Origin of the sequence: Niastella sp., from assembly GCF_045805085.1 — a bacterium.
Lineage (GTDB): Bacteria > Bacteroidota > Bacteroidia > Chitinophagales > Chitinophagaceae > Niastella.
In genome coordinates, this window is sequence record NZ_JBJMLX010000120.1 from 1 (window position 1) to 3,305 (window position 3,305).

Here is a 3,305-nt window from a genome sequence, read left to right on the forward strand (position 1 = left end):
CATACTCCCTATCATACACACAAAACAGGCTAACAGTCCTTGTAGATTTTTTCTCATCATATTGGTTATTCCTAATACTTACGTAATATCCTTAAAAAATGTTGGTTTTCCGTTTCAAAAATAGATATATGGCCGGGTTTTACCGGTAAACCGTCCAATAACCGGTATAGAACATAAACGCGGGCTTAATAACCGTATTATGGTTCCCCGGCTGTCAAAATCAGACAGATATCATTTATTTTGATAATAAATATGGATGCAAATAGTGAGGGCCAATAATAGCGGGTTAATTGGGGGCTGATATATCCACTGTTTACTAACCAGGGTACGCAAACGAAGTTAGCAAGTGTTGACATTATTCTACAAGCCGTGAAAAAATAATTATGCCACCACCAGGGAAAAAAATGTTAAAATAATTTCTTATACCTATCGGATTGTTCTGGCATAGTACTTGTCATGCCTAGTACATCAACGATGATTAATTAGTAATTTCTACCTTAGGTTATAGGTCTTGTAGCTGAAGAAATTGTAACCATTTTGTTTAACCTATAATTTTGTTGAGTTATGAAAAATGCCAAGATGAGTATGGCAGCAATAGCTTTCGCTGCCGCCGGATTGTTTGCTTTTAATGCTGTTAAAGTGGGTTCCGTAAAGGGAACAGTGAATCCGGCAGATGCTGCTGTTAGAGCATGGGCGCTGTCGTCTACCGACACTTTAAAAGCAGAGATCAATAAGGGCACTTTTGAAATTACAGATGCCAAACCGGGCACCTACAGGGTAATTATTGAAGCCAAGCCACCTTACAAGAACGCCGCTAAAGATGGTGTTACTGTAGCTGATGGACAGGCAACTGATATCGGCGAAATAAAACTGGAGCAATAAAGCTTTTCAGCATTTAGTTGTAGATATTAGCATTACAGCAAAAAGGTCTACCGGTTAGCCGGCAGACCTTTTTTGTTTTTTAATTAAACGACTTCCTGTATTCCAACGGCGATACCTTTGTTTTTTGTTTGAAGAGTTTATTAAACGATTGCGGTCGTTCAAACCCTAATTGATAAGCAATCTCTGCAACCGATAAATTACTTTGGCTTAGAATTTCTTTCGCCTTTTCAATTACTTTATTGTGAATGTGCTGCTGGGTACTTTGTCCGGTCAATGAACGAAGCAGATCACTTAAATAACCGGGCGACACATGTAACTGCTCAGCCAGGTCCTGTACGGAAGGCAATCCCTTCATCAAGGCAGTTTGATCATTGAAGTAATCATTCAGCAGGTCATCGAGCTTTGCCAGCAGATCGTTATTCACTGCTTTGCGCGTTAAAAACTGACGCTTGTAAAAACGATTGCTGTAGTTTAACAGCAGCTCAATTTGTGAGACTATAATATCCTGACTAAAATCGTCGATGTTGGCATGCAGCTCACTGTTCATATTTTTGAAAACACCCAGGATCACCTCTTTTTCCTTTTCCGACAAATGCAGGGCTTCATGAATGGCGTAAGAAAAGAAACCATATTTTTTGATATGCTGACCTAACGGATAAATCCTGATAAAATCGGGATGAAAGAGCAGGGTCTTGCCTAAGTATTCTGTATCATCTGCAATGGCCATCACCTGACCGGGCGCCGTAAATACCAGGCTGCCTTCTTCAAAATCATAATAGTTTTGACCATACTTCAACCGCCCCTGTAATTTTTCTTTATACGAGATCTTATAGAAATCAAACAAAAAAGCTGGCGGCAGCCTGTCCTTCTCCACTTTTATATTTGTATTGTCTATCAGGCTTACCAGCGGGTGCAGGGGTTTTGGCAACCCCAGCACCCGGTGCAGGCCAGAGATAGAATCAAATTTCTGCGGACTGTTTTCTTCTTTTTTCACTCTTCAAAGTTAACGGGTTCATTCGGCAAAAAAGATCTGTTCCATGTTCTTCCTGAAAGCCTCCTCCCCTACCTGAATTCGATGTGCATATTGGGCTTTCGCATCCTCGCCCGCAATATATCGTAATTGATCTTTGCCATCTGTTGCTGCTTCATATACCACTTCCGCAATTTGTTCGGCCAGAGTGAATCTATTGGGGTCAATTTTCGAGAATAACTGGTCAACCCATTTGTCGTACACCGGGTGTGCAGTATACTCGGCAGAGCGATTCAGGAAGTCAGTTTTGATTCCACCGGGCGCAACCGTTTTAATATCCACCCCTATCTTTTTTAATTCAAAAGCAAGGCTTTCACTCCAGCCTTCCAGTGCCCATTTTGTTGCATGGTACATGGCGCTGAAGGGGTAAGTGATAAACCCGCCAATGGAGGTTGTGGTAATAAAGAGGCCGCCTTGTTTCTCCCGGAAATAGGGAATGAATGCCTGGGTAACTCTTATCACCCCTAACAGGTTGGTATTTAGTTGCTTTGTTACCTGTTCATCTGTCACGGCCTCTAATGGGCCCATTAAACCATAGCCGGCATTGTTGAACACCACATCTATATTGCCCATTGCGATGGCCTTTTCTCTAGTTTCTTTTATCTGAGCGGGGTTGGTAACATCCAATGGCAATAAAGTTATGTTCCTGATCGAACTCAATTCTTTTTCAACAGAAGGATTGCGCATGGTGGCAATTACCTGCCAGCCCTGTGCGGCGAATAATTTTGCGGTTGCTTTGCCCAGGCCGGTTGAAGCGCCTGTAATAAAGATTGTTTTCATTTTTGTAATTCAATTTTGTATCACAAAAGTCCAACAATGGCAAGGGGCGTATGTGTCCGAATTGAGGGTAGTTGTATCCAAAATGATCCTGGCTGTCAGGAAATATACGTTTTAATAAACACCACACTTATGTATGTCCAGAAGATAGCAAACAAAACATGCACGCCCGTTTCAAACAACCTGCCTTTCCAAAGCTTTGAAGAATAACCAACAAACTGGATCACCAGGCGGGCGCTCCAGAATATTCCCAATCCCAATGAAATTCGTTTTCCTAAAGGGGTGGTTATTAATTCATGGGCAGAAGTAAGACAAAGCAGGCCGATCAACAACACCATTAATGCAATAAAGAAGGAGTGCACTACCATAATTTGCCGGTTCACCAAACTCAGTTTGGCCAGTTCCTGCTTCCAGTTAAAATACCGGGGAAAGATGAAATGACTCAGTGCCAGCACAATAAACAAGAAGCCAATGATCTGGAAGTGTATTTCCATAATAGTTAGGGGTTACAATTAAAAACAGACATAAACGGCGTAAACTTTGTTTCCTGGAAGGTGGCAAAACCAGCCTGTTCAAACGCATTCTTCCAGGTTGAACGGGAAAAGAAATGGGTAAA

At 41.7% G+C, this 3,305-nt stretch carries 4 protein-coding genes; 1 reads left to right on the forward strand and 3 read right to left on the reverse strand.

Features of this window, described 5'->3' with window-relative positions:
• The first annotated feature begins 564 nt into the window (after nt 1-564).
• Nucleotides 565-882, forward strand: coding sequence for a carboxypeptidase regulatory-like domain-containing protein (locus ACJ751_RS06000; RefSeq protein ID WP_407744471.1), 318 nt, complete (start codon nt 565-567; stop codon nt 880-882).
• Between the two features lie 79 nt (nt 883-961).
• Here ACJ751_RS06000 and ACJ751_RS06005 read toward each other — a convergent pair whose 3' ends face one another.
• The 3 genes from ACJ751_RS06005 to ACJ751_RS06015 form a co-directional block, all read right to left on the reverse strand.
• On the reverse strand, nt 962-1,876 hold the full coding sequence (locus tag ACJ751_RS06005; RefSeq protein ID WP_407744472.1) for a helix-turn-helix domain-containing protein: 915 nt from the start codon (nt 1,874-1,876) through the stop codon (nt 962-964).
• 18 nt (nt 1,877-1,894) lie between these two features.
• The gene (locus ACJ751_RS06010) at nt 1,895-2,692 is read right to left on the reverse strand and encodes an SDR family oxidoreductase (RefSeq protein ID WP_407744473.1); all 798 of its coding nucleotides are present in this window, start codon (nt 2,690-2,692) and stop codon (nt 1,895-1,897) included.
• Between the two features lie 95 nt (nt 2,693-2,787).
• Entirely contained in the window at nt 2,788-3,183 is a 396-nt protein-coding gene (locus ACJ751_RS06015; protein ID WP_407744474.1) for a hypothetical protein, read from the reverse strand.
• Nucleotides 3,184-3,305: the final 122 nt, after the last annotated feature.